Source organism: Nostoc foliaceum FACHB-393 (assembly GCF_014698505.1).
Taxonomy (GTDB): Bacteria; Cyanobacteriota; Cyanobacteriia; order Cyanobacteriales; family Nostocaceae; genus Nostoc; species Nostoc foliaceum_A.
The window spans coordinates 11,558-37,078 of record NZ_JACJTD010000035.1 but is presented as its reverse complement, the minus strand read 5'-3'; the positions used below and the strand labels follow the sequence as shown (position 1 = coordinate 37,078).

20 protein-coding genes and 1 pseudogene are annotated in these 25,521 nt (G+C 42.8%); 13 read left to right on the top strand and 8 right to left on the bottom strand.

Going from position 1 to position 25,521, the window contains the following annotated elements; translation table 11 throughout:
• The first annotated feature begins 516 nt into the window (after positions 1-516).
• Together H6G92_RS24535 and H6G92_RS24530 are read left to right on the top strand one after the other, a co-directional pair.
• Positions 517-2,025 (top strand): UbiD family decarboxylase, encoded by a 1,509-nt coding sequence (locus H6G92_RS24535; protein WP_190896680.1) that lies wholly within the window; start codon positions 517-519, stop codon positions 2,023-2,025.
• A 106-nt stretch (positions 2,026-2,131) separates the two neighbouring features.
• Positions 2,132-2,659, top strand: a complete 528-nt coding sequence (locus tag H6G92_RS24530) for an SH3 domain-containing protein (RefSeq protein WP_190896677.1) — start codon at positions 2,132-2,134, stop codon at positions 2,657-2,659.
• Positions 2,660-2,864: 205 nt separating this feature from the next.
• Here H6G92_RS24530 and H6G92_RS24525 read toward each other — a convergent pair whose 3' ends face one another.
• On the bottom strand, positions 2,865-4,220 hold the full coding sequence (locus H6G92_RS24525; RefSeq protein WP_190896675.1) for a (Fe-S)-binding protein: 1,356 nt from the start codon (positions 4,218-4,220) through the stop codon (positions 2,865-2,867).
• Between the two features lie 80 nt (positions 4,221-4,300).
• Positions 4,301-5,659, bottom strand: coding sequence for an FAD-binding oxidoreductase (locus tag H6G92_RS24520; protein WP_190896673.1), 1,359 nt, complete (start codon positions 5,657-5,659; stop codon positions 4,301-4,303).
• Positions 5,660-5,867: 208 nt separating this feature from the next.
• Between H6G92_RS24520 and H6G92_RS41365 the strand changes: the two are divergent.
• The 3 genes and pseudogenes from H6G92_RS41365 to msrB form a co-directional block, all read left to right on the top strand.
• A pseudogene (locus tag H6G92_RS41365) lies at positions 5,868-5,978 on the top strand (IS982 family transposase); the annotation flags it as partial.
• A gap of 428 nt (positions 5,979-6,406) precedes the next feature.
• Complete coding sequence (locus tag H6G92_RS24515; protein ID WP_190896671.1) at positions 6,407-6,937, top strand: MgtC/SapB family protein; 531 nt, start codon at positions 6,407-6,409, stop codon at positions 6,935-6,937.
• A 292-nt stretch (positions 6,938-7,229) separates the two neighbouring features.
• On the top strand, positions 7,230-7,724 hold the full coding sequence (gene msrB / locus H6G92_RS24510; protein WP_190896668.1) for a peptide-methionine (R)-S-oxide reductase MsrB: 495 nt from the start codon (positions 7,230-7,232) through the stop codon (positions 7,722-7,724).
• A 539-nt stretch (positions 7,725-8,263) separates the two neighbouring features.
• Here msrB and mreD read toward each other — a convergent pair.
• The 3 genes from mreD to H6G92_RS24495 all read right to left on the bottom strand — a co-directional run bounded on the left by mreD (position 8,264) and on the right by H6G92_RS24495 (position 10,822).
• Entirely contained in the window at positions 8,264-8,878 is a 615-nt protein-coding gene (mreD, locus tag H6G92_RS24505; RefSeq protein WP_190896666.1) for a rod shape-determining protein MreD, read from the bottom strand.
• A gap of 25 nt (positions 8,879-8,903) precedes the next feature.
• Positions 8,904-9,713, bottom strand: coding sequence for a rod shape-determining protein MreC (gene mreC / locus H6G92_RS24500; protein WP_190896664.1), 810 nt, complete (start codon positions 9,711-9,713; stop codon positions 8,904-8,906).
• Between the two features lie 101 nt (positions 9,714-9,814).
• Entirely contained in the window at positions 9,815-10,822 is a 1,008-nt protein-coding gene (locus tag H6G92_RS24495) for a rod shape-determining protein (protein WP_190896662.1), read from the bottom strand.
• A gap of 362 nt (positions 10,823-11,184) precedes the next feature.
• On the opposite strand from H6G92_RS24495, the gene H6G92_RS24490 reads away from it, so the two are divergent.
• Positions 11,185-11,547: a single-stranded DNA-binding protein gene (locus H6G92_RS24490; protein ID WP_100900435.1), complete on the top strand. Its 363-nt coding sequence runs from the start codon at positions 11,185-11,187 to the stop codon at positions 11,545-11,547.
• Positions 11,548-11,598: 51 nt separating this feature from the next.
• Here H6G92_RS24490 and H6G92_RS24485 read toward each other — a convergent pair whose 3' ends face one another.
• Positions 11,599-12,342, bottom strand: a complete 744-nt coding sequence (locus H6G92_RS24485) for an SIMPL domain-containing protein (protein ID WP_190896660.1) — start codon at positions 12,340-12,342, stop codon at positions 11,599-11,601.
• 472 nt (positions 12,343-12,814) lie between these two features.
• On the opposite strand from H6G92_RS24485, the gene H6G92_RS24480 reads away from it, so the two are divergent.
• From H6G92_RS24480 to murI, 4 genes are all read left to right on the top strand, one after another.
• Positions 12,815-14,293 (top strand): cation:proton antiporter, encoded by a 1,479-nt coding sequence (locus H6G92_RS24480; protein ID WP_190896658.1) that lies wholly within the window; start codon positions 12,815-12,817, stop codon positions 14,291-14,293.
• Between the two features lie 582 nt (positions 14,294-14,875).
• Positions 14,876-16,759: an N-acetylmuramoyl-L-alanine amidase gene (locus H6G92_RS24475; protein WP_190896656.1), complete on the top strand. Its 1,884-nt coding sequence runs from the start codon at positions 14,876-14,878 to the stop codon at positions 16,757-16,759.
• A gap of 311 nt (positions 16,760-17,070) precedes the next feature.
• Positions 17,071-18,993, top strand: coding sequence for an N-acetylmuramoyl-L-alanine amidase (locus H6G92_RS24470; RefSeq protein ID WP_190896654.1), 1,923 nt, complete (start codon positions 17,071-17,073; stop codon positions 18,991-18,993).
• A 129-nt stretch (positions 18,994-19,122) separates the two neighbouring features.
• Entirely contained in the window at positions 19,123-19,989 is an 867-nt protein-coding gene (gene murI, locus H6G92_RS24465) for a glutamate racemase (protein ID WP_190896652.1), read from the top strand.
• Positions 19,990-20,156: 167 nt separating this feature from the next.
• Here the strand turns inward: murI and H6G92_RS24460 are convergent, their stop codons facing one another.
• Positions 20,157-20,354: a hypothetical protein gene (locus H6G92_RS24460; RefSeq protein WP_190896650.1), complete on the bottom strand. Its 198-nt coding sequence runs from the start codon at positions 20,352-20,354 to the stop codon at positions 20,157-20,159.
• Positions 20,355-21,300: 946 nt separating this feature from the next.
• Here H6G92_RS24460 and sds point away from each other — a divergent pair.
• The gene (gene sds, locus H6G92_RS24455; RefSeq protein WP_190896647.1) at positions 21,301-22,272 is read left to right on the top strand and encodes a solanesyl diphosphate synthase; all 972 of its coding nucleotides are present in this window, start codon (positions 21,301-21,303) and stop codon (positions 22,270-22,272) included.
• A 303-nt stretch (positions 22,273-22,575) separates the two neighbouring features.
• On the opposite strand, the gene H6G92_RS24450 is transcribed toward sds, so the two are convergent.
• Positions 22,576-23,049, bottom strand: a complete 474-nt coding sequence (locus H6G92_RS24450) for a hypothetical protein (RefSeq protein ID WP_190896645.1) — start codon at positions 23,047-23,049, stop codon at positions 22,576-22,578.
• A 204-nt stretch (positions 23,050-23,253) separates the two neighbouring features.
• Here H6G92_RS24450 and hetZ point away from each other — a divergent pair, with 204 nt between their 5' ends.
• Together hetZ and H6G92_RS24440 are read left to right on the top strand one after the other, a co-directional pair.
• On the top strand, positions 23,254-24,459 hold the full coding sequence (gene hetZ / locus H6G92_RS24445) for a heterocyst differentiation protein HetZ (RefSeq protein ID WP_190896643.1): 1,206 nt from the start codon (positions 23,254-23,256) through the stop codon (positions 24,457-24,459).
• On the top strand, positions 24,452-25,429 hold the full coding sequence (locus tag H6G92_RS24440) for a PatU (RefSeq protein WP_190896641.1): 978 nt from the start codon (positions 24,452-24,454) through the stop codon (positions 25,427-25,429). Before hetZ ends, H6G92_RS24440 begins: the two co-directional genes overlap by 8 nt.
• The last annotated feature ends 92 nt before the right edge of the window (positions 25,430-25,521 follow it).

Sequence of the window (25,521 nt, the reverse complement as noted above, 5' to 3'; positions counted from 1 at the left end):
AAAATCTTCCTTCTACTATTTAACAAAATATCTGTTAAATATACATTGTTAGGGGTGGCGATGTCTGGCTTGGTCTACGCTAACGCAAACTTACAAAAATTTTGAAAAACTTGAAAGCAACGAACAGTCCAAGCTTCTAAAAAATAAACCCAGCAGGGGCCATATAACAAGGCCTCCTGCCAGGAAGGTATAGTATATTTTGGCCATGTTTGATTAGGTTAGCGCTTATTTATAAAAAATAATTGCGTATCCCTAGATACAATAACTAAATGCTTTGGAAAACACAGTTAAGAAAAGTTACTAAACAGGTTAATTTCCAATTAAAACTAACAATTTTCCGAATGGAGAGATAAGGAATAAGTAGGGCAGCAGGGACAATAGAGAATTATTGAACAAGTTTTTTCTTTGTCTTCCTTGTCTCTTTGCAATGCCCAGTGCTCTGTTTGGCCAATACCCAATGCCCCATAATATAAGAAAGCGCTTCACACTTCTTAAATAATCAGCTTTATTAGAACAATGGCGAGAGACTTGCGGGGATTCATTAAAATTTTGGAAGAAAAGGGACAATTACAGCGGATTTCAGCTTTAGTTGACCCAGAATTAGAAATTGCTGAGATTTCCAACCGGATGCTGCAAAAAGGTGGCCCAGGGTTGTTGTTTGAAAATGTCAAAGGCGCTTCCTTCCCGGTAGCGGTGAATTTGATGGGCACTGTGGAAAGGATTTGCTGGGCGATGAATATGCAGCATCCAGAGGAGTTGGAAACTCTGGGGAAAAAATTGAGTATGCTGCAACAGCCAAAACCGCCGAAGAAGATTTCCCAGGCGATAGATTTTGGGAAAGTGCTGTTTGATGTGGTGAAGGCGAAACCAGGACGGGATTTTTTCCCTGCTTGTCAGCAAGTTGTGCTGCAAGGCAATGATTTAGATTTAAATAAGTTGCCCTTGATACGTCCTTATAGTGGTGATGCTGGCAAGATTATCACGCTGGGACTGGTAATTACCAAAGATTGTGAGACGGGTACACCAAATGTAGGTGTGTATCGTTTGCAACTGCAATCTAAGAATACGATGACGGTTCACTGGTTATCGGTACGAGGTGGTGCGAGACATTTGCGAAAAGCGGCCGAACGTGGGAAGAAATTAGAAGTTGCGATCGCACTTGGTGTAGATCCTCTAATTATCATGGCAGCTGCCACACCTATACCTGTAGATTTATCAGAATGGCTGTTTGCTGGACTGTACGGCGGTTCTGGTGTGCAGTTGGCAAAGTGTAAAACTGTAGATTTGGAAGTTCCCGCAGATTCAGAATTTGTCTTGGAAGGAACGATTACACCAGGAGAAGTTTTACCAGATGGGCCTTTTGGCGACCATATGGGTTATTACGGCGGTGTGGAAGATTCGCCGTTGGTACGCTTCGAGTGTATGACGCACCGGAAAAATCCGATTTACTTAACAACATTTAGCGGTCGTCCACCTAAAGAAGAAGCGATGATGGCGATCGCACTAAATCGCATTTATACGCCTATTCTGCGGCAACAAGTATCAGAAATTGTCGATTTCTTCTTACCAATGGAAGCTTTGAGTTACAAAGCGGCGATTATTTCCATTGATAAAGCATATCCCGGACAAGCGCGACGGGCGGCTTTAGCGTTTTGGAGTGCTTTACCACAATTTACGTACACTAAATTTGTAATTGTTGTGGATAAAGACATAAATATTCGCGATCCGCGTCAAGTGGTCTGGGCGATTAGTTCCAAAGTAGATCCAGTGCGGGATGTCTTTATTCTGCCGAATACACCTTTTGATACGTTGGATTTTGCCAGTGAGAAAATTGGCTTAGGTGGACGCATGGGAATTGATGCGACTACTAAAATTCCGCCGGAAACAGACCATGAATGGGGTTCGCCTTTGGAGTCTGACCCAGATGTGGCGGCGATGGTAGAAAGACGATGGGCGGAGTATGGTTTAGCAGAGTTGCAGTTAGGAGAAGTAGACCCAAATTTGTTTGGCTATGATATGAGGTAATACCATTTCACGAAATACTTGATAAAGATACATAGGTAGGGGCGTACAGCTAGCTGTACGCCCCTACATCTGATGCCATAAAATTGAAGAAATCATAACAAAAAAAGTGAAAATTCCAGCATCAAAGTTAGTCATAGGATTGGCATTCAGTTGTATTAGTGCGATTTTCAATACTGGTATAGTTGATCAAATAGCTTTAGCCAAATCAACTAATCCAGAAAAGTGCGATATTCTTGCCTACGTCATTGATACAGATCCGCAAGGTTTAAATGTGCGGAGTAATGCAAGTACCAAAAGCACAATTTTGGGGCAAATACCCATCAACGAAACAGTTCAGGTTGTTGCTGCTGCTAGAAATTGGGTGCAGATTACTAATGCTAGTGATGGTTTTGAAGGAACTGGGTGGGTATTCGTGCCAAAGATAGGCTTAACAACGCAAGGCTACGGTACTAATGGCGTGGATTTATATGCTAATACCAGTGAACAAAGCCAAAAAGTGGGAAGAATTCCTGCTAATACGGCTGTCAAATTGTTAGGCTGTCAGGGAGATTGGGCGCAGGTGGAATATCAAGGTGTCAAGGGTTGGTTGGCAAGGGAAGATCAATGTGGTGCAGCCCTTACTAGTTGTTCTTAAAATTTCATATCTAAACACGAATCAAGGAAGGGGTATTAAGTAGCAGCCCAATGAAGTGCATTTCCAGCCTGAGGCTGGAAACGAGGTTTTAAAGGAGTTTTAGCTTAAGTTCACACCAATGGACAATGCCGTGTCCCTAACTGTGTACCTCATTTAAATGAGATCGCTATAAAATAAATTCATGATTCATTGTCTAGAATCATGTCTACAATTCCAACTTTTCACCGCGAATCGAATAATCCAACAACTCCATCGGGTGAATAACTGAAATCTTCTTACCTTGCAACTGCAAATGCTTCGTAATTTGCAAAGTACACCCCGGATTAGCAGAAGCAATTAACTCAGCACCAGTATTCAACAAATTCTGCACTTTTTGCCGACCCAATTCCTCAGAAACTTCCGGTTGCAGCATATTATAAACCCCAGCGCTGCCACAACATAAAGCCGCGTCTATTGGTTCTCTCAACTTCACCCCTGGAATTTGTCGCAACACCTGACGTGGTTGCACGCTAATCTTTTGTCCATGCAATAAATGACAAGCATCTTGATAAACTAAACTTAAGGGTTTATCAGTCAGTGGCGAAAGTTTTGCTGTTATCCCAACAGTTGCCAAAAACTCTTGAGCATCTTTAACCTTAGTCGCAAAATTATTCGCTTTTTCCCGATACTCTGGGTCATCTTCTAAAATATGACCGTATTCCTTCAAAGTATGACCACAACCAGCAGCATTGATAATCACAAAATCTACATTAGTGTTAGCAAAACTATCAATCATCTGCCTTGCTAAAGCTTTCGCCTGTTCTGTTTGTCCTTGGTGTTCGGGAAGCGCTGCACAACAACCTTGAGATTTTGGAATTACAACTTCACAACCATTCGCTGTTAAAACCCGCACTGTTGCTTCATTCACAGGGGAGAAAAATAGCCGTTGCACGCATCCCAAAATTACTCCGACTCGATAGCGCTTCTCACCTTGGGCGCGAATCACAGTAGGCAAATTATCTTGAAAGGATTTGAGAGTGATTTCTGGCAGAATTGATTCCATTGCTGCCAAACGAGGGGATATTTTATTGAGTAAACCTGTAGCCCGAAAGAATTTAGCAAATCCCAACTTTTGATAAACCAACAACGGAACTAATAAAACCCGTAAAAGGTTGGGATAGGGAAACAAAGAAAATATCAGTTGACGAAAAAATTGATCTGGCAAACTGCGGGGATAATTTCGTTCAACTTGATGACGAGTTGCAGAAATCAATTTGTCATACTGCACACCCGAAGGACAAGTACTCACACAAGCCAGACAGCCTAAACAAGAATCAAAATGTTCTACAGTTGCCGTATTTAAAGCAATCTCACCTTCATTAATTGCATCCATTAAATAGATGCGTCCTCTAGGTGAATCCATCTCTTTGCCTAGCACCCGATAACTGGGACAAGTCGAAAGACAAAATCCACAATGTACACAACTATCAATCAACTTTGGGTCAGGCGGATGATTCTCATCAAAACCCTTCAAATTCTTTAAACTAGCCGTATTATTAACAGAATTTTCTGAAACTTGCATAATTTTTTCCCCTCTCTATATCAGCGTCCTCAGTGTCTCTGCGGTAGCCTGCGGCAAGCCTCTGCGAGGCTACGTTAAAACTAAATCCCACCCAAAAACCTACCAGGACTTAAAATTTTCTTACTATCAAACTGTTCCTTAATACGGCGCATCAACGGCAAAGCATTCCCCGTGTAGCCCCAAACATCTATTTGTTCTTTAACCGCCACTGGTGCTTCCAGAATTGTTAAAAAACCTCTATTAGTTTGAGTGAGTAGGCGAAGCCCGCCGTAGGCATCGCCTCCAGCGGAGCATAACTCATCTCGTACTTTCAATACTTGATTTTTATCCTCTAATTGTAACAAACCTAAACCACTACCAATATGAATTAAACCCAACTCTACCTGAGTCAAAATCTCCATAGCAGCAGTAGGTAACACTCCTATTTTGCAGGTAATTACAGATTCTGTAGCAGTAGTATGTATTCGTTCTTGCAATCTCTGCCATAGATTGGCTTCATCATCATCTGCAAAAATTGCCCCATTTAAACCTAACTTTTGCCCTACTTCCAAAACTCGGTTTGACTGTTCCTTAACACTCTCACCAATACTTTGAAAACGGGCAATTAACCCAAATCCTTGACCCAAACCTAAACTAGACACCAATTGAGTTGATAGCAAATCAGCTTGGACTGGTGTTAACGCCGAACCTCGAAGAATATCAGCCGCTTGAGATACAGCCTCAGCTTTACCAGTTAGTACCACCGTCCCCGATGCCTCTGGTAACGGATAAACCCTAAAAGTTAGTTGACTAATAAAGCCTAATGTGCCGTAAGACCCAGTAAACAACTTCATCAAGTCATATCCAGCTACATTTTTGACTACTCTTCCGCCAGCTTTGGCGATTTGTCCATCAGCACGCACAAAGGTAATACCTAGTAACTGGTCGCGCACGCTACCATAACGTTGTCGCAGAGAACCTGTATCACCTGTGGCAACAATACCGCCAATGGTTGCCGAATCTGTTGCTGTGGGGTCAAGGGCGAGAAATTGCCGCGACTTTGCCAAAAGTGCTTGCAGATCAGAGAATTTCATCCCAGCTTCTACCGTGACAGTCAAATCACCAACAGCGTGTTCAATCAGTTGATTAATGCGTTTTGTACTAACTACAACATCAATGCTCTTAGCTAAACCGCCCCAGCCGATTTTACTGCCACTACCACAGGGGAGGACGCGCCAGTTATTTGTGTGAGCTGTGGCCATGACTGCGGCTAGCTGTTCTTGGGTACGAGGATAGACGATACAACTGGGAAGCTTTCCAAAAGCTATAGCCCTTTGAAGACGTTTTTGCTGACCAAGTTCGATATTTTCCCAAAGGCAAATAGCATTTTCTTCACCGACGATAGATGCAAGTTCAGAAGCGCAGACGCCTTGCGGCCTGTCGTTAGACATCGCTTTCATTAAGTTTATTTTTTTACGCCCTACATCTAATTTACTGGCTAACCTGACCAAAAAAGCGATTAATACACGTTGGCTTCAACGTGACAACTCTCACTACTACTAAACACGGTTTCAATATAATGCCGAGCTAATTTTCTTCTTGGAGGAGCATTTTATTGCTTAATTGTCCCAAAGCGATCGCCCATCAGACTAACTAGCAACTTGGGTTAGTATCACTTGTGTTTTCCCAAAATCAATACATGCAGTCACTTCTGAAGGGTTTTTACTTAAGCTACAAGCATTTATTTTTTCTTTTACTCTTCAACAAGCTTTTATTTAATAAGTAATTTATATAACAGCAAAATCATTGAAGTATTTAAGTGCTGTCAACAACGGCATCAGTACGTTGGCGCGTAGGCGTAGCCCGCCACAGGCATCGCATCAATTGAGTGGTAACAAGCACAGATCACTCGATAACCCGCAACTTGGGTTAATATTATCTTCCCTACGGGACGCTACGCGTAGCGTCCCGTAGGGAAGGGAGCCGAAGTGCTGCTTCCTTCTATCTCTAGGAGGAATACAGCAATGGCAGCTTTGTGTATATTAATTTACTTATCCATAATCTTTTGTTAAATTAACCTTAATATACGTCAAACCTATTGATTTACTGTACTTAAGATTTAGGTTTTTGGCTACGAAGGTGGGTAACTATCCAGCCCACTGGCAATAAGTGCAAAATTCCGTTCTGTCTCTAGGAGAAATAAGGCAATGGGGCCGATGTTTATTACTGCCAACGATTGGCCACATATAGCATTGAGATTATCTTTGGCACTCCTGGTTGGTTGCTTGATTGGATTTAACCGTCAGCAAGGGGGTAGACCAGCGGGGATGAGAACATTCATGCTTGTAAGTATGGGAGCAGCACTATTCGTGATGATTCCTTTGCAGGCTGAGGGAGAGAGTGTTTATGATGCCACCAATGCACTGAGTCGTACAATTCAAGGTGTAGCTACCGGGATAGGATTTCTCGGAGCCGGATTGATTTTACAAGAATCTCCTAGAAAATCTGCTGCGCCAAAAGTAAAAAATTTAACTACTGCTGCCTGTGTTTGGACAGCGGCCGGGTTGGGGGCTGCGATCGGTTGTGGTCTATGGCAAATGGGATTATTGGGAGGGCTACTGACCCTGATTACCCTAAGTGGTGTAAAGCGTCTCAATCGCGCATTTGTATTTTTGACGAATCGGGGTAAACAGGGGACTACTCAGAATTTGACAACCACTGATGAAGATGATGATTAAGCATCACTACACTAGATCCATGAGTTAGCCAACACTTCTGATCAGAACCTGATCATTCTGTAATTTATGCAGAATATCTAGATGTACCGTCCAACATTAGGTCAATTTGATCTGAACATTGGATAATATTTTGTTTTTTCTTAGCTAATTTTAATGAGTTTATCAGGGCTAATGCAGAGCGTAGACGCAAAGCGGCTTATCGTCAGACATCGCTGATTATAGCTATTGATGTAGGGAATTCCGTACTGGAGTTGATTGGCCAGTAAACCAGAAAATAGAAAATAATAGATATATGGACAAACGGTATTTTTTACAGGCTAGTGCAGTAATAGTCGGCACAGCATTGTTATCAAGGTATATCAAATGGGGGCCAGAAGCGATGACAACTTCTAAGAGTGGATTTGAAATTACTAAACCTGAAGAAGAATGGCGCACGATTTTAACGCCAGAACAGTTTCGTGTATTGCGTAAACACGGAACTGAACGCCCTCACACCAGCCCATTGGATAAGGAATACAACAATGGTACTTATTATTGCGCTGCGTGTGAACAGCCACTGTTTACATCTGATACCAAATTTAACAGTGGTACTGGCTGGCCTAGCTTTTTTAACCCGATTGAAGGTGCGATCGCTATGACTGTCGATCGGTCGTTATTTATGACCAGAACTGAAGTGCATTGTAGTCGTTGTGGTGGTCATCTGGGTCACGTTTTTGATGACGGCCCTGCACCTACTGGCAAGCGCTATTGCATGAATGGGGTTTCGTTAAAGTTTACTCCTGCCTAATTTAGTTGCAATCGCACGTACTAACCTAAATTATCAAATTTTAAGGCTTGACCAAGGGTGAATAAATTTTTGACAATAATTTCTCCTATTCAAGGCTACTGGACAAAGTATTGTCAATTTAAAGAAATGCAACTCTTGGTCTTCGCTAGAGGTATTTACCTAAATCGTCCTATTTGTTTGGGTCTTTTTTCTCCTTTTTGTCTTTGGGATCTTTTTTAGGTTTTTTAACTTCTTTATTACTTTTTCTTTCCTTTGACATCAGCGTTCTCCAACTAGGTTAATCAGTGAAAGCTTCTATATTCTGCCATCAGGAAATCAAAAGATGACTTACCTGATATTTTTTAAGGCAAAAAAAGAAAGCATCAAACATAGATGCTACCAACTACCATGATACGGTGTTGTTTGATTCAATGTAGCTTGAATCTATATTGCTGGAGCCTACCTAAATTCTATAAAAATTTAGATTACAGGGTAAAGAGGATAATTTTCTTTACTGTCACCTGTAACTTATCCCCTTTTTAACTCCTAACTCCCTTTTTTTATTGCTCCAACAATTTCATCCGCTGCCACCAACGATTTAGGGGATAATACACTACAGGTGCCCACAAACTACTAAGAATGGCAGAAGCTAGGGCGACACGCTGGTAATATGTCCAAATATCTGTGACTTTGCGATCGCCTATCAAAGTTAATTGCAACCCAAAGATAGTTTCTGCCAAAACTGCCATACCAAAGACAATTACAGCAATCGAAATAAAATCTTCTTCGATAAAACGCTGCTTTTGGAGCAGACCAGTTAAAATTCCCACTATACCTAAACTGAGAGCATGAGTAGGATTAGGTGATGTCATTGAATCTTGAAGTAGTCCCAGAACTATACCTGCCAATGCTCCGGCAAACACCGTGCGCTTCACACTCCAAGCTACCACCCAAATTAACAGCCAGTTAGGGCCAATTCCCAATAATTCCATACCTGGCAATCGGGTTGGCAATAATAGTAAACATAACAGTACAGAACTAGCCGTCACTATCCAACCCAACAACTGACGGACACCGGGATGCCAACGAGAAAGCGGCTGGATTTGGAATTTCGATTTTCGATCTGACGATTTTGGCTTTTTGTGCCTGCTACCACCAAATGCAGGAATCTTCATTTTTCTATGGATTTTCTCAAAGAATTTACTTAGACTTTTGCGGCATTTGATTTGCCGACTTTTGAGTTTCCAACTCTTGGTTTTCTAGCTTTGGATAAACAGCTACCCAATCGAGAGACCGGATTGGCGGAAAAAGCTCAATTTTTGCCACTGATGCCGGAAGTTTTTTTAAATCCAGTGACTTGATTCGTCCTACTGCCAAGCCAGATGGAAATTTCTGACTATAGGTAGATGTGGAAACTAAATCTCCTACTTTGACATTTGGGACTTTTTCATAAAACTCCAGCACAGCTTCTGCAGAAGAATCTCCTCGCAAAACACCTTTAGCTGCTGTGCGGCTAACTGATACACCCACTTGACTCTTGAGGTCACTGATTAACAACACGCGGCTAGTATTGGGAGTTACACTTTCCACCAAACCCACCAATCCGCCATCTGCCTTGACTATAAAGCCTTCTTGAATGCCTGCATTTGCACCGCGATTCAGAGTAACTTGTTGCCACCACTGGTCAGCACTACGTCCTACCACCCGTGCTGGAATTGGCCGTGATGCCAGTGGTTCTTTTTCCACATAGCCTAATAAATCTTGTAGCTTTGTCTTTTGACTTTCCAAATCTACTATACGGGTTTGCAATTCCAATATCCGGGCATCTCTGAGACGTTCTTCTGGAGTTGGCCCTGACTGCAACATCTCTAAAGGACGGGTAATTGCATGGTATGTCTCAAGCACTAGTTCACCTTGAGTCTGTCGCAATATCCAAGCACTACCAACTACTAGAGCTAACAACCCGATTTGCAACCCTTTACGATCCCACCAACGCCGTATTGTTACCATATATACCTTTGCATACTTATATAAATTAAGTTCTACTTGGATTCTATTTATATAAAACCCAAATAGAACTCAAATAGAACTCAAGTCTGATATTTTTTTTGTTACATATTACGAGAGCTTTCCGTGACAACTCGTTCCAACTGTTTAAAGTTTTCTAACACACGACCTGTTCCCAGCACAACACAGCAGAGAGGATCAGCGGCAATGTGGGTGACAATCCCTGTTTCATGGCTAATTAAGGTATCTATGCCTTTGAGCAAAGCACCACCACCAGCTAACATAATACCTCTGTCAATGATGTCTGCTGCCAATTCTGGAGGTGTACGTTCCAGTGTCCGCTTCACAGCTTCTATAATTACTGATAGTGGTTCCAACATGCTTTCACGGATTTCCGGCCCTTTGATCGTTACAGTTCGCGGTAGACCAGAAAGCAGGTGTAAGCCTCGGACTTCCATCATGGCATCATTATCATCATTGGTAGGATAAGCAGAACCCATCCGAATCTTGATATCCTCGGCAGTTCGTTCACCAATAACTAAGTTATGAACTTTTTTAATATACTGAATGATCGATTCAGTTAGTTCATCTCCAGCAATGCGTACTGATTCGCTGATTACCGTACCCTGAAGACTCAGCACTGCAACTTCTGTTGTCCCACCACCAATATCGATGATCATGTTGCCAGTTGCTTCGGCAACAGGTAGTCCTGCACCAATGGCCGCAGCTACAGGTTCATCAATTAAATAAACTTTTCTTGCTCCTGCTTGGTGAGCTGCATCCATTACAGCTCGCCTTTCTACTCCTGTGACACCACTGGGAATACCAATGACAATCCGGGGCAAAATTAAGGATTTACCTTCATTTACACGCTGAATAAAGCTTTTCAGCATCAGCTCGGCTATATCGAAATCAGCGATTACACCATCGCGCAAGGGGCGGAGGGCAATCACGTTTCCAGGTGTGCGACCGAGCATTTTTTTGGCTTCTTCTCCTACTGCTAGTGCTACCTTTTCGTTGACATCAATAGCAACTACAGAAGGCTCTTGCAGTACAATACCTTTACCAGATACATAAACCAGGGTGTTAGCAGTACCGAGGTCGATACCCATATCCCATGATGTGCGAAAGTTCCTAAAAATACCCACGCGTCTCTAAGCCCCCTATGTGCGATACTTCTTGACTACAACGGTAAGAGTTGATTCGATTAAGTTTGTATCCTGAGTTGAGTAAACTAGACTATATTTTTATATGATTCCCAGGAATATTTACTATGTCTCAGGCCTCTATTTTTTGATATTCTCTGGTTAGCTTAGTATATCCGTATACTTTTATGTGTTTCTCCAAGTAGTATGTATAAATTTTCAAGTCCACTATATTGTTAACTGTTTAACACATTATTTTCAAGTGTTTCACAATTCGCTATGATGAAAGTCTAAATTACTAAGTACGCATGTACTAAGAGGTAACGCATATGAGTATCAATATTGTCACCCTTGTTGGTCGTGTAGGCAGCGACCCTGATATAAAATATTTTGAATCTGGTAGCGTTAAGTGTAGATTGACACTAGCAGTGAAGAGACGATCGCGCAACAGCGATGAACCTGACTGGTTCACTCTGGAATTATGGGATAAGACGGCTGAGGTAGCAGGTAATTATGTGCGTAAGGGAAGCCTAATTGGCATAAAAGGTTCCTTGAAGTTTGACACATGGAGCGATCGCCAAACAGGAGCAAACCGTTCTACACCCATTATTAGAGTAGACCAACTAGATTTATTAGGCTCTAAGCGCGATGGAGAAGGCGGTACTGGAGATATGTCTTCAGAACATTTTTAATTGGTCATTGGTCATTAGTTCTTAATAATGCTAATGACCAATGACTAATGACTAATAACTAATTTGCAGCGTCACCGATGCTTCTACTTCCTGTTCACCACCAACAACAGGGGTGGAAGCATCAGCTACCTTTGCAGCCTCAGCCCGTAAAAACATGGGTGGTGGTGGAGGCGGAGTAGCATTATTAACTTGAATGCTCACCACTTCTTTGGCTTTAAAACCCAAGGCACTAAAAACAGCATCAGCTTGCTGCTGGGCATCTTGGGTAGCTTCTTTTAATGCTTGTTTTTGAGCAGCAGCGATCGCTTCATCATTCGCAACAAAACTAATACCATTAATTTGTGTTGCACCTGCTTTCACTGCATCATCCAATAACGTACCAGCTTTCTCGGTAGGAATGCGAAAACTCACAGTGTTACTGGCAGCATAGCCTGTAATCCTCTGCACATTATTGGTGTAGCTGTAAACTGGATTCAACCGGATACCAGTAGTTTGTAATTTTTCGACATTTTGGCTCTTGAGAAACGCAACTACAGCAGATGACTTCCGGGCAGCTTCTTCCTGCACCTCCTGTGCTGTTTTCCCTTGAATCTCTACTCCTAAACTAACTTGCGCCAGGGTTGTAGGAATTGTTTCCACTCCGCGACCACTGACACTGAGAGTTCGCCACAATTTCTCCTTCTCTTGCGCCAATGCAGGTAGTACAAAAGTTGCACATACCAGCAGAGCTAAAGGCAGTATTTTCCACAAGTTTCCAGATGGAAACTGAGAACCGGGTAAAGCGGCTCTAGTCATAAGATTTGCACTCCTCAAAGTATCCACAGATGTTTTTAATAAACGTATGTAGCAATTTTCTGGTGGCTGTTAAAAGTCAACAGCTACCACAAGTTTTTCACAACTCAAGTGCGATCGCTAGATACGATTTGTATGTTCTTACTTTGACACTGCCATAGTCAAAAGCTGAAATGGTTACATTTTTTGAAACTAAAAAAATTACACTAACCTTTTTGGAGATTACGAAGAATACACCAACCCATCACACGAGTTCAAATCAAACAGGACAATAAATTCACAGACTTTGAATTGCTATGCTTCCTAGACTATCTGTAGTCAAGGTTTGGGAAGTTTTCTGGCAAGTTTTCTGGCAGCGCTTGATTGAGTTGACAAATGGTACAAATTATTTTGACTAAGCCGCCAATAGCGTCTCCATAGATAGACGTTTTTCAGAAACGCGTCAAAATCAAAGAGAAGGATTTTCACGGAACCCATGTATTTGTTAAATCCAATCAACTTCTCTTTTCCTCTGCTGGCTACTGCAACAGAAGCCGTAGACAGTTCAATGGTAGTAGCAGCAGTGCTACTAAGCTTAGTAGTCGTTTATCTCGCCAGCAAGGTTGGTGGAGAGTTATCAAACCAAGTGGGTTTGCCGCCTGTCTTAGGCGAACTAGTCGGTGGTGTAGTAGTAGGCATCTCTGTTTTCCACCTTTTAGTGTTTCCAGAAGGCAGCACAGACAGTTCTAACTCTTTGATCATGTCCTTCCTTCAAATCACTGCTGGTTTAACTCCTGAAGCTACACCAGCTGTGTTTGCAGCCCAGTCTGAGGTCGTTTCCGTTTTGGCAGAATTGGGTGTGATCATCCTACTGTTTGAAATCGGCTTGGAGTCGAACTTAAAAGATTTAATGGCAGTTGGTATCCAAGCGACAGTTGTCGCAATAGTGGGGGTAGTAGTACCCTTTGCAGCTGGTACTGTGGGACTAATGACTTTATTTGGAATTGGTGCTGTACCCGCAATTTTTGCAGGGGCGGCTTTGACTGCCACTAGTATTGGGATTACTTCCAAGGTGCTGTCAGAGTTAGGGCGACTCAATTCTAAAGAAGGGCAGATTATTTTGGGTGCTGCCGTAATTGATGACGTTTTGGGAATCATCGTTTTAGCGGTAGTTGCTAGTTTAGCTAAAGATGGCGTGGTGGATGTCAGCAAAGTCATTTATTTGATTATCAGCGCCACTGGTTTTATTTTGGGAGCAATCCTACTAGGGAATGTTTTCAATAAGTCCTTTGTAGCGATCGCTGATAGACTCAAAACACGCGGTGGCTTGGTAATACCAGCATTCATCTTCGCTTTTGCTATGGCATATCTTGCTGCCGTCATCCACTTAGAAGCAATTCTAGGAGCTTTTGCGGCGGGTTTAGTCTTGGAAGAGACAGATAAACGCAAAGAACTGCAAAGGCAAGTCTGTCCCATTGCCGATATGTTAGTGCCAATTTTCTTTGTCACTGTTGGGGCAAAAACCGATTTGGGAGTTTTAAACCCAGCAATTCCCGACAATCGAGAAGGTCTAATTATGGCAACTTTCCTGATCATAGTAGCCATTCTCGGTAAAGTAATCACAGGTTTAAGTGTGTTTGGTCAACCGGGAATCAATCGTTTAGCGATTGGTGTGGGGATGATTCCCAGAGGGGAAGTTGGATTAGTATTTGCTGGTGTCGGTGCTGCTAGTGGCGCTCTCTCAAAACCACTAGGGGCAGCAATCATCATGATGGTTATCTTGACAACCTTTTTAGCCCCTCCTTTGTTACGATTTGTATTTCCAGACCCAAAAACTGTGGATGCAGGCTCAGAGCAACTGGTTTTAGATGGTTCCTCTGGAACTTCGTTGGTAATTGAACCACCTCAGTTGAGGGTATCAGCATCAAATGACAGTGGCAATTTGGAAGTAACCCCAGAATCTAGCGATCGCTAATCAAAGTCTTGGGTAACTATTACTGAGTTCTGAGTAATTTTCGCTCAGAACTCAGGACTCTGAATTAAGTACTATCACTAAGCTTTGAAGATTTGACGATTGTGCAGTGGAAACTTCTCTCCCCAAATTTCCGTCCCGTGTGATTGTAGAATAATCGTTTGTTTATAATTTCTACCAGCATTCGGAATGCTACTTATTTCCAGTCTCCATTGGCTTGTGAGCCTTTATCTGAATATTTTCTAGGTAATTGGGGAGTAACACCCATAAATCTTGCTAGATTATCTGACAGTAATGGGAATTATTTATTTAGTGCATTGATGGCAAAAAACAAAAAACAGTTATCAGTGAACGGTTATCAGTTATTAGTTTTCTAGCTTCCTTATGAGTAAGAGTTCCTACCTCTAAAGGTGGAAGATTTCACATGGAGATTTAATCCCAATATGAAACCTGATAACTGATTTATACCAACTTAAAAAATCACAAAAGGCATCAAAGTTTAAGTTTAGGTGGCGACGGTGTGATGATTTACCAATGAGTTGAGATATTGACGGCTCCCATGAACGTGAATTAGGAGAAAGGACTGTGAAATTACACTGGTTACTACCCAGCACTATTGGAACTATCTTCATGCTATCGTCGCCTGTAATGGCCGCGAGACTAGAATCTTGGCGCTTTGATGCCAATCAAAACAGGCTGGAAATTAATACTTTAGGGAATGTTCAACCCCAGGCACAACTAATTTTTAACCCGACTCGGCTGGTAATTGATTTACCAGGAACCACATTTGGGCGTCCACAAATAACCCAACAGGTGGGCGGTGGAATTCGCTCGATCCGTGTTGGGCAGTTTGATACAGAAACAACACGTATAGTTGTCGAACTGACTCCTGGTTATACTTTAGACCCCAAACGAGTGCAATTTGTTGGTACAACTGGCGATCGCTGGACAGTGCAATTACCTAGACCAGAAGTTGATAGAGTAGCCTCACCTCCCACCTCATCTCCCAGAAGTGCTTACACTGTTGTTACCCCAGACTCTGAGCCGCAACCTAATATTTCAAGGGTTGCCAATACTACACGAGGGGCGACTCAACTTGAGAGCTTACAAGTAACAGGCGATGGGTTGTTCATCCGCACTAGTGGTAGCAATCCTCCGATTCAGGTAATTCGCAGTCGCGATCGCGCTACCATCTTCATGGATATCTCTAGCGCATCTTTATCACCACGTCTTGCGAATAATATACCTGTTAACAAACATGGTATTAGCCGCGTCGAATTCACCCGATTACAAACCCAACCTCCTGGTGTCCGCTTGAGTTTACGGGTAGATAAAAATAGCCCAGACTGGCGAGCAACTAATAGTAACGGTGGTGGTTTGGTAGTTTTGCCCAGTCGCGTTGTTAGATTGCCTGGAAGTAATAATTTTGACAATCAGTCAGAACCTGTTTCCCTTCCCAGCAGAGCATCTGCGAACTCGCCAGCTACAATTGAGTCTGTGCAACTGGCTGACAATGGCACACAACTCCTAATTAGAGGAGACCAAACTTTATCTGCCACAGGAAGTTGGGATAGATCATCAGGTCTGTTCCGCGTCACAATTACCAATGCAAAGTTAGCTCCCAGAGTTACAGGCCCTACTTTTGCTCCCAATAGCCCCATTCTCCGGGTACGTCTGCAACCCCAAGAACCTAATACAGTCGTTGTTTTAGTTCAACCAGCAGCCGGAGTGCAACTTGGGCAACCCCAGCAAATCGGCGACCAGCTTTTGGCTTTACCAATACAAGGCTCTCGTCGAATTGTTGCAATCCCCCCCGGCAGACCCCCCTTTGCTTTACCTCCGCTACCACCACCAAACCGGGGCCCATTCCCAGACCCAAACAATCCCAATCCCCAACCTCCAACACAACCACAGCGCCGAGTTACCAATGGGCGAGTGGTGGTTCTCATTGACCCCGGACATGGCGGTAAAGACCCTGGAGCAGTAGGTCTGGGAGGCTTACGAGAAAAAGATGTAATACTGCCTATTAGCAAAAGAATAGCTCAGGTCTTGCAGCAAAATGGCGTACAAGTAGTTATGACGCGGGATTCTGACTATTTCGTTACTCTTCCGGGACGCGTGCAATTAGCAGAGCGGGCGAATGCTGATGTCTTTGTTAGTATTCACGCTAATGCAGTTGGCCCAGGTCGTTCTGATGTCAGTGGCTTAGAAACATATTATTACGATAGTGGTTTGGGTCTAGCTCGCACTGTCCATAACAGTATTCTCCAAAATGTAAATGTCAGAGATAGAGGAGTGCGGCGAGCCAGATTTTTTGTTCTCAGAAAAAGTTCTATGCCTTCGATTCTCGTAGAAACAGGTTATTTGACCGGTCGAGATGATAACGCTAAACTCAGAAGCTCCGCTTACCAAAATCAAATGGCAGATGCGATCGCTCGTGGCATCCTTCAGTATCTAAAGAGAAGATAAGTAATTTAGTCTAAATTATTGAGTAAATACATCTAATCTTGACCATTTTTATCCAATTTAGTAGTAAAACAATTTAAGTATTCTTGCTGCGGGACAGGAGTAGCTTCTTTGTTATTGTCATCTGATGCTTTGCAAGTCAAACTTATCTAAGCTAATGGCATGGCAAAATCAGAGGAGCGTGCTATATTTTACGCCATTAGCTGTGTCTTAATAACAGCGCAAAACTCAAGTGTGCGCGGTGACGGTGTGAGGATTTGCCAATATGTTGAGATATTAACGGCTCCCATGAATGTGAATTAGGAGAAAAGACTGTGAAATTACGCTGGTTACTATCCAGTACTATTGGGACTATCTTCATGTTATCGTCGCCGGCAATGGCCGCGAAACTCGAATCTTGGCGTTTTGATGCCAATCAAAACAGGCTGGAAATTAATACTTTAGGGAATGTTCAACCCCAAGCACAATTAATTTTTAACCCCACTCGTTTGGTAATAGATTTGCCAGGAACCACATTTGAGCGTCCGCAGCTAACCCAACAGGTGGGCGGTGCAATTCGCGCTATCCGTGTTGGGCAGTTTGACGAACAAACAACGCGCATAGTCGTTGAACTAACTCCTGGTTATACTTTTGACCCTAAGAGAGTACAATTTGTTGGCAGAACTGGCGAATCCCCTGCGGGGACACTTCGTGAACGCTGGATGGTGCAATTACCTACTCCAGAAGCTGAAAATGTACCCTCAACAAATACTGGTGGGCAACAAGAGCAAGCTATAGCAACAGAAACTTCACCGAGAACATCTCCACCAGTCTTCTCGCCAAGAAATATTTACAACGTGGTGACAACAAGTCCTGTTAATCCACCTAAAAATGGAATGGTTGCCGCCAGGATTACTCAAATTGATAACTTACAAGTCACAGGTGATGGTTTTTTCATCCGCACCAATGGTGGTAATCCTCAGATTCAGGTAAATCGTAGCAACGATCAAAGGGCAATTAACATCGATATTGCTGACGCTACTTTATCACCAAGTCTAGAACAGCGCGATTTGTCGATTAATCGCTATGGTGTCAGCCGCATTCAGTTCAGCCAACTGCAAACAAGCCCATCTGTTGTTCGCATGACTTTACAGGTGGACGAAAATAGTCAAAATTGGCGAGCAACTACTAGCAGTGTTGGTGGTTTTGTAGTTTTGCCCAGTCGTGGCATTGCCCAGTTTCCTGGAGGTAATAGTCCACGCCCTATACCATCTACTAACACCTCACCTGCTACTATTCAGTCTGTGGAACTGGCTAATAACGGTACACAACTGTTGATTAGATCCGACCAAGCTTTATCTGCTATGGGAGGCTGGGATAGAACTTCTGGTCTGTACCGCATTTCCATTAACAATGCTCAGTTAGCTGCCAAAGTTACAGGCCCGACTTTTAATGCTAATAGCCCTATCCTGCGAGTCCGCCTGCAACCACAACAGTCCAATACTGTCACTGTCTTGGTTCAACCAGCAGCTGGAGTACAAATTGGGGAACTCAACCAGCTTGGTGACCAGCTTTTGGCTTTACAATTACAACGCTCTGCTAGTGTCACACCCCCTATTGCTTTACCTCCTCTGCCATCATCAAACCAAGGTCAATTCCCAAACTCCATAGATAATCCCCGTCCTATATCCCAACCACAGCCGCGCCCCTCGGTTCCCAGAGGGAAATTACTAGTTGTGATTGACCCAGGACATGGTGGAAAAGACCCAGGTGCTCCTGGTCTGGGCGGACTGTTAGAAAAGGATGTAATCCTACCTATTGGTAAAAGGGTAGCAGCCATTTTAGAGCAAAATGGTGTACAAGCAGTGCTAACACGGGATGCTGACTTTTTCGTAGAACTTCAGGGACGGGTAGACATCGCCGAGCGAGTTAATGCGACTTTGTTTGTCAGTATTCACGCTAATTCGGTTGATCGTCGTCCTGATGTGAATGGGTTAGAAGTGTATTATTACGAAAGTGGTTATGCTTTGGCTGAAGTAGTTCGCAATTCCATTCTCCAAGACATCCCCACCATTAAAGACCGGGGAACCCGCAAAGCTAGATTCTATGTTCTCAGAAAAAGCTCTATGCCCTCGATTTTAGTGGAAACAGGCTATATGAGTGGTTACGAGGATAATCCCAGATTGGGAACACCAGAGTATCAAAATCGTATGGCAGAAGCGATCGCTCGTGGCATTCTAAAATACTTACAGCGCTAATATAGTACAAATTACTAATTAAAAAGGTGGTATTTAGACTCCTTTGGCATCCAGAATTTAGTGGTCAATTAGCAAATTGTCTGCTAAATTCTGTATTTTAAATCCCAAAACCTAAATTAATATCTGCCTGTGTATTCATCTTCGATCTTTGAAGCTAATCTTGACGATTTTTCTGCTCAAGAACCCCAACGTGCCCCAATAGGTATTTTTGACAGTGGTGTGGGTGGACTGACGGTACTGCGACAACTATATCGGCAACTCCCCAATGAATCAATTATTTACTTTGGGGATACAGCTCGACTTCCTTACGGAATTCGTTCACAAGCAGAAATTTTACAATTTACGCGTGAAATTCTTACTTGGCTACAACAGCAGCGGGTAAAAATGGTAATTATGGCTTGCAACACCAGTTCTGCCCTAGCCCTAGAAACCGTGCGTCAGGAATTCAACATACCTATTTTGGGAGTAATTCTACCAGGTGCAAAAGCTGCGGTGCAGCAAGGAAAGCGGATTGGTGTAATTGCTACTCCAGCTACGGCTAAGAGTAATGCTTATAAGCACGCCATACTCGAAATTGCTCCTGATGTCCAAGTCTGGCAAGTTGGATGCCCAGAGTTTGTGCCACTCATCGAACAAAACCGCATTCACGACCCCTATACTGCTGAAGTCGCACGAGCCTATCTACAGCCTTTACTAGAACAGGAAATTGACACTTTAGTTCATGGCTGTACCCATTATCCTCACCTTACACCAGTATTGCGATCGCTCCTCCCCTCTCAAGTCCAACTAGTTGATCCAGCTGTTCATGTTGTGGCAGCTTGTGCCCAAGAGCTAGACTTATTAAGCTTAAAAAATACCCACCTACCACTGCCAACTCGCTTCGCCGTCAGCGGGTGTCCGCAACAGTTTTCTCAGTCAGGAGTGCAATGGCTAGGCTATACTCCAATGGTTGAAGAGGTTTGCTTCACCGATACCGCTATTTCCCAACTCCAATAAAACTAATTTGTCCTTATACCAATTCTTTGTGAAACTGTACAAAATTAGGCTTAGTGAGACAAGGGGCTTAAGCCCCTTGTTCTATGTGACCTCACAAGTAATCGGTGTTAGTTTTTAGTCCTTTAATCAAAACAAATGATAAATGACGAAGAATGAAGGACAAATGACTATTGACTATTAACTGCTTCAGTCACTTTTGCCCTTACTGATATCTCTTGCTTGTGTTTTCCTTCGGCAGATGAAGGGAAAATTGTAGCAACAGTCTTTGTACCCGTTCGCTTTGCCAGGGCTAATAACAGGTAGACCGTGAACAAATATCCAGACGCTAAAATAAAAATCATCATAGGTATACTTCCGTAAATCATTGTTCTACTAGCAGCTTTTCAAACGAATACAAAATTCCATAAAATTAGTAGAACCTCAGCCAACCAAGTGCATCCTTGATCGCTGTAGTTTCCTATGGTAAAATTACCTATAGAGATTAAATTCTCTACGGACAAAGAATTTATTGTTTGATGCGACTTCTTGCAGACCATAGATCCCACAGCAGTTAGATTGCTAAATGGCAATCTAAAACTACGATTCTCAGCGGTCTACTGGATCTGCGTTATTCTTGCTCACACTGCTGTGAAAAGAGCAATGCTTGCGCTCAACGTGCACTGAAGACGTGTAGCGGCTCCCATATGGGTATTGCATAGCTCCAAACCAGGAGTTTTGCATATCGTAGAAAAAATCAAAGGAATAATTCCTTTAATCTAAGCTACGACTAATTATTTTAGACTCACACCCCTGATACAGTAAAACCACTTAGCAAGTGACTTACTTTTGGGGTGTGAATATCTGAAAAATTTATAATTCCTATATTTTAGCGTAACACAACAACCCTGAATTTGAAGCCCATTCGACTACTAAATTTAAATTTTTTTGAATAGCTACACTTCAGCCCTGAAGAAATTTAGTCTTACCTAATTGGTAAGTATTTAAATAGAATCTATTTTGTCAATAAGCAATATTACTCAAACTGTACTTTGAACTGTAGCGATAAATGTGTACTAGGAAACTACTTAATATAATTTAAGCTGATATTTATTTTCATATACTGAGGATTCATGTTTTAAGTTAGATTAAAACCTAAATTATCAAAAATTAAGCATAATTGCTTATTGACAAACTCACCATTAACTTTAACTATCACCGATAAACTCATGAAAATGGGATTACCTGATGAAAACTTTGCGCTGGCACAGGGTTATCTTAAAATGAGTGTAGGATATGTAAACTTTCGTAACCTAAGTCAGAGTCCGCCCATCCATGACCCCAGCCACCTCCCTGTTTACCCCTGTGGAAGCAGACCTGCGACTACTAGCAGATAACCTAAAACAGCTAGTTGGAAACCGCCACCCCATTCTGTTTGCAGCAGCCGAACATTTATTCGGAGCTGGGGGAAAGCGTATCAGACCAGCAATTGTCCTGCTAATATCGCGGGCAACAATGTTAGATCAAGACATTACACCCCGTCATCGCCGCCTAGCTGAGATTACAGAAATGATTCATACAGCAAGCTTGGTACATGACGATGTGGTAGATGAATCAGACGTGCGGCGAGGCGTTCCTACCGTTCATAGTTTGTTCGGTAATCGCATTGCCATATTAGCAGGAGATTTTCTTTTTGCCCAATCGTCCTGGTATTTAGCAAACTTGGACAACTTGGAGGTGGTGAAACTGCTCTCAGAAGTCATTATGGATCTGGCTACTGGAGAGATCCAGCAGGGGCTGAATCGTTTTGATGCTGGCATCTCTATTGAAACTTACCTCCAAAAGAGTTATTACAAAACAGCTTCATTAATAGCCAACAGTTCTAAAGCTGCTGGGTTGCTCAGTGAAGTCTCCCGTGAAACTGTTGAGCACATGTATAGCTACGGTCGTCATTTTGGTATAGCATTTCAAATTGTTGACGATATTCTAGATTTCACCAGTACAACAGATACCTTGGGTAAACCAGTGGGGTCGGATCTTAAAAGTGGTAATCTGACTGCACCCGTTTTATTTGCTTTAGCAGAAAAACCATCCTTGGAAGTGCTGATTGACCGAGAGTTTGCTCAAGAAGGGGATTTAGAGCAAGCACTGGAACTAATTCAAGATAGTCAAGGTATACAGCAGGCACGAGAGTTAGCTGCTCACCACGCTAAGTTAGCAATTGAACATCTTGCAGTTCTCCCACCCTCAGAATCCCACCAGGCATTGATTAACATAGCTGAGTACACACTGAGTCGCCTATATTAAATCACTTACCAGTTAACAGGTACAAAATGGGGCTTTAGACCCCAAGCGAAACCTTCTACCTGTTCTTAGGTGGAAAAAATTGGCTTAATGGTAAGCTAAAATTTGAAAAATGTTCACAGATAACTGTTTGTTAACTAATTTTAGATTAGGCGGAAAATTAAGCCGATCGCTTAGTTCTTTAAAGAACTAAAAGCTTAGTGATCGGCATTAATTTCTCTTTATCAAAAACTTTTTCAAACAAATTTGAGATTTAAAATTTTGGATGTGGGATTGTATCTAAAAAATCCCACATCCAAAATTTTTCTATGCAATATCAGGGGGTATCTGTTTAGGCGATCGCTGTTGTCGCAACTGTTGCTGCATAAGTTTTTCCAGATCAGTTCGCCGAATTTCAACGGTATGAGTGGTCTGACCCGGCGTTTCCAAAAAAATGATGCTATCTACGGGTTCCAATGCCACCAATTGGAACAAAATATGGGTGACAGGAATAATTTTAGCTAGCATTTGAGGGTCAAGCCCAGCAGGGGAAATTAGAGAGACATCCTGTATGGTAGGGAAAGCGTAAATCACACGCTTTTCCAATCCTGGATTAGCACGATTGCTCAATGTAGTTAAAACCCAGCTTGACTCCGAATTTTGGAGAATATAGTACTGGGAGTAACGTAATTTTTGAGCGATCGCTCTAAGGGCAGGAGCAATTGCTGCAATCAGATGTGGTGTTATACCATCGCGGGGTGCATTGTCAATCAGCAATTGAATTTGTGCTTCTAAATCCATAATGACTTGTATACGACTCCTGGGTAATGGCAATAACATCTATCAAAGTGTGAACAATCCCATCGAAGTTGGGAATAATAAAATCAGCCACATTCTCAATGTAGGATTGGTCTGCGTTTAGCTTATACGTAAAACTGAAAAAGCCAATACCCACAGTCGTACAGGTTGTATTTAAATACTTAGGGTCTTTTGAAAACCGAGACTATGAATTCAGCCGCAACCGCAACTATTCCATCTGCAACTATTCTGGGAGAAAATTCTAAAGGCGTGGAGGTGATCTTTCAACTCCTGTCCAGGGAGTTTCAACAATCAACCAAAGCTTCGGAACAGAATTGCCACGACGTAGCAACACGTATTACCACCGAAGTATATCGGATTTGCCATGAAAGCAAACGTATCCAAGCTTCTGGAACTGTAGAAAGCTCGGCGATGACCCTGGCTCGGCATCGGCTACAGCAGTGTCTCAGGTACTATCAGTTGGGTTCAAATCGGGGCAGGGTAGAATTACACAGTACTCTGAGTGCAATTATTTATCGATACATTAATCCGCCTCAGAAGCAATTGAGTTATCAAGGGCGACTGACTATAATTGAAGATTTCTTACAAAGTTTTTATCTGGAAGCATTAAACGCTTTCCGGCGAGAAAATCAACTCGGTGCTACTTATCGCCCTCAGACGCTTCTAGAATTGTCCGAGTACATGGCATTTACCGAGCGCTACGGCAAGCGACGCATTCCCTTACCAGGCCGTCAGCAGCAGCTAATTATCTTGCGGGCGCAAACTTTTTCCCAACAGCAGCCCCCAGAAACCAGCGTAGATATAGAACAAGCCGCAGAAGGCAGCAATAGTGAAGCCGATGGTTCTTGGGAAGAACCAGCAGTGCATCAATTGCGCTCCACAATGGCAACGCAAGCCGAACCTGAACCTGAAGAAGATACCTTGCGTTCCGTTGTAGTTACAGAATTAATGAATTATCTCGAACAACGGCAACAATCTGACTGTGCTGATTACTTTTCCCTCCGCCTCCAGGATCTATCAGCGCAGGAAATTGAGTCGATTTTAGGTTTAACCCCTCGTCAGAGAGATTATTTACAGCAGCGCTTCAAGTATCATTTGATTCGGTTTGCATTGTTACACCGTTGGGAATTAGTTCACGAGTGGCTGGAAGCCTCTTTGCACACCAATTTGGGCTTAACTCCGCAGCAATGGCAAGTATACACAGCACAGCTGGACAATAAGCAACGGTCTTTATTAGAGTTAAAGCAACAAGGACAAGCCGATGAAAAGATCGCAAAAACTTTAGGGCTGTCAATGGCACAACTTCAAAAACGATGGTTTAAGATTCTTGAGCAAGCTTGGGAAATTCGTAACTCATTAGTTTCCGGATCAGGTGCATCTACTCATGAATAGTGACTCAGAATCCTTACAATCTCAGTGTCTCGGTTGGTTATTGATAGATGATGTCAAAAATACCGAGCCATCTGTAGAATGTGAGCAAAATGACGGGGTAAAACACCTCCACAATGAAGCCACTGCTTCAAAAAGCAATGAGCCAAAATTGGGAGGAACACCCCAGGCCTTTCAATTGGGAGAAATTCCTACTGTGCAAGATCGTTTTCAAGCCGTCCTTAAGCGTCGGTTACAAATCCAAGCCCAAGATCACCCACCTTTGTTTCCCTGGGAAACACAATTAATCGACTATCCCGATTTTGTTGATGAGCCGTCGATGACGCTCGTTCCTGCCTGGGGGTGGATGGTACAACAGTCAAAGCTGAACCTGCCGCGTCCCCTACCGGAGAGAGTTTTCCAGCAATTGCTGGAAAAATGTCAGGCGATGGTGACATCTTCGGTACCGCTGGGAGCAAAATTAGTTCAAGTGGTGGAAAACTTTTTTCCCAACGAGTCTCAAGCACTAAACGATATCGCGGGATTGGTCCTAAGAAGTACCTATCGGTCTGTAAATACTCTGGAGACAATTCCCAATATTCAGAGCGATTACTCAGATTTACAACCGCGTCAACAGATGGCTTTGTCGTTGCTAGCAGCTAAACAACTGCTGGAAAATCTGACTCTACCACTTTCAGCAACTAGTCCAGTGGTAGAAAGAGAATGGCTAACCAGTGTCGGTACTTTAAATATCAGAGTAGAGTATCAGTCTGTAGGTAAACTTACTAAGTTACTTGTCCAGGCTGAGTTACCCGTTAAAGGAACTTTGACACTTCGGGGAAGTGGCACTTTAGCAATGGCAACATCTTCGACTTCGGAGTACTTAAGTGTAGAGTTAGGCTGCGAGCAACTTAACCCAACTTATACTCTGGAAGTTGAGTTTCCAGAAATAGACCAACAGCCACTCTTATTTGTCATTAATCCCACTGTGTAACCTTAATTGCCACCGCTAGTACGTAATACAGAATATCTTAAGGTAACCTTTTCTAGCTGTTGCCTTGGGGCTTTGTTGTCTTATCGACATTA

Excerpts from the sequence above, each read along its gene's own strand:
- H6G92_RS24460 (WP_190896650.1), bottom strand. The coding sequence starts at position 20,354 with ATGATTTACGGAAGTATACCTATGATGATTTTTATTTTAGCGTCTGGA.
- H6G92_RS24440 (WP_190896641.1), top strand. The coding sequence starts at position 24,452 with ATGAATAGTGACTCAGAATCCTTACAATCTCAGTGTCTCGGTTGGTTA.
- H6G92_RS24525 (WP_190896675.1), bottom strand. The coding sequence starts at position 4,220 with ATGCAAGTTTCAGAAAATTCTGTTAATAATACGGCTAGTTTAAAGAAT.
- sds (WP_190896647.1), top strand. The coding sequence starts at position 21,301 with ATGACCCCAGCCACCTCCCTGTTTACCCCTGTGGAAGCAGACCTGCGA.
- H6G92_RS24515 (WP_190896671.1), top strand. The coding sequence starts at position 6,407 with ATGGGGCCGATGTTTATTACTGCCAACGATTGGCCACATATAGCATTG.
- mreD (WP_190896666.1), bottom strand. The coding sequence starts at position 8,878 with ATGAAGATTCCTGCATTTGGTGGTAGCAGGCACAAAAAGCCAAAATCG.
- H6G92_RS24535 (WP_190896680.1), top strand. The coding sequence starts at position 517 with ATGGCGAGAGACTTGCGGGGATTCATTAAAATTTTGGAAGAAAAGGGA.
- H6G92_RS24480 (WP_190896658.1), top strand. The coding sequence starts at position 12,815 with ATGTATTTGTTAAATCCAATCAACTTCTCTTTTCCTCTGCTGGCTACT.
- hetZ (WP_190896643.1), top strand. The coding sequence starts at position 23,254 with ATGAATTCAGCCGCAACCGCAACTATTCCATCTGCAACTATTCTGGGA.
- H6G92_RS24520 (WP_190896673.1), bottom strand. The coding sequence starts at position 5,659 with ATGAAAGCGATGTCTAACGACAGGCCGCAAGGCGTCTGCGCTTCTGAA.
- mreC (WP_190896664.1), bottom strand. The coding sequence starts at position 9,713 with ATGGTAACAATACGGCGTTGGTGGGATCGTAAAGGGTTGCAAATCGGG.
- H6G92_RS24450 (WP_190896645.1), bottom strand. The coding sequence starts at position 23,049 with ATGGATTTAGAAGCACAAATTCAATTGCTGATTGACAATGCACCCCGC.
- H6G92_RS24490 (WP_100900435.1), top strand. The coding sequence starts at position 11,185 with ATGAGTATCAATATTGTCACCCTTGTTGGTCGTGTAGGCAGCGACCCT.
- H6G92_RS24495 (WP_190896662.1), bottom strand. The coding sequence starts at position 10,822 with ATGGGTATCGACCTCGGTACTGCTAACACCCTGGTTTATGTATCTGGT.
- msrB (WP_190896668.1), top strand. The coding sequence starts at position 7,230 with ATGGACAAACGGTATTTTTTACAGGCTAGTGCAGTAATAGTCGGCACA.
- H6G92_RS24485 (WP_190896660.1), bottom strand. The coding sequence starts at position 12,342 with ATGACTAGAGCCGCTTTACCCGGTTCTCAGTTTCCATCTGGAAACTTG.